Raw genomic sequence first — 340 nt, 5'->3', positions numbered from 1 at the left:
GCGACACGTGTTCTCGCGCCGCAACATTTTCCTCTACGGTACGCTCATCGTCGTGGCGCTCTACTACCTCCTGCCGCTCTATGTGATGGTCGTCACCTCGCTCAAGGGCATGCCGGAAATCCGCCTCGGCAACATCTTTTCGCCGCCATCGACCCAAGGCACCATCATGGCCATCAGCGCCGGTCCGGCGATCGAATGCGGCAGAAACGTCGGGATCAGCGAGAAGGTGACCAGCATCGCGGCCGACAGCGTCAGCGACCAGGCGACGGTGCGGGTCGCGCCGAAGCGGTCAGCGGCCTGGCCGCCGGCGATGTTGCCGATGACGGCGCCGGCGCCGAAA

General features: G+C 65.3%; 1 pseudogene. It reads left to right on the top strand.

Annotated features, from left to right (window positions below):
- Nucleotides 1–7: 7 nt before the first annotated feature.
- Nucleotides 8–340 (top strand): annotated as a pseudogene (locus EN807_RS37225) (hypothetical protein); the annotation flags it as partial.

Origin of the sequence: Mesorhizobium sp. M5C.F.Ca.ET.164.01.1.1 (assembly GCF_004792125.1) — a bacterium.
Lineage (GTDB): Bacteria > Pseudomonadota > Alphaproteobacteria > Rhizobiales > Rhizobiaceae > Mesorhizobium > Mesorhizobium wenxiniae.
Note: the sequence above shows the minus strand (reverse complement) of the source record. Positions and strands in the feature narration are given on the sequence as shown.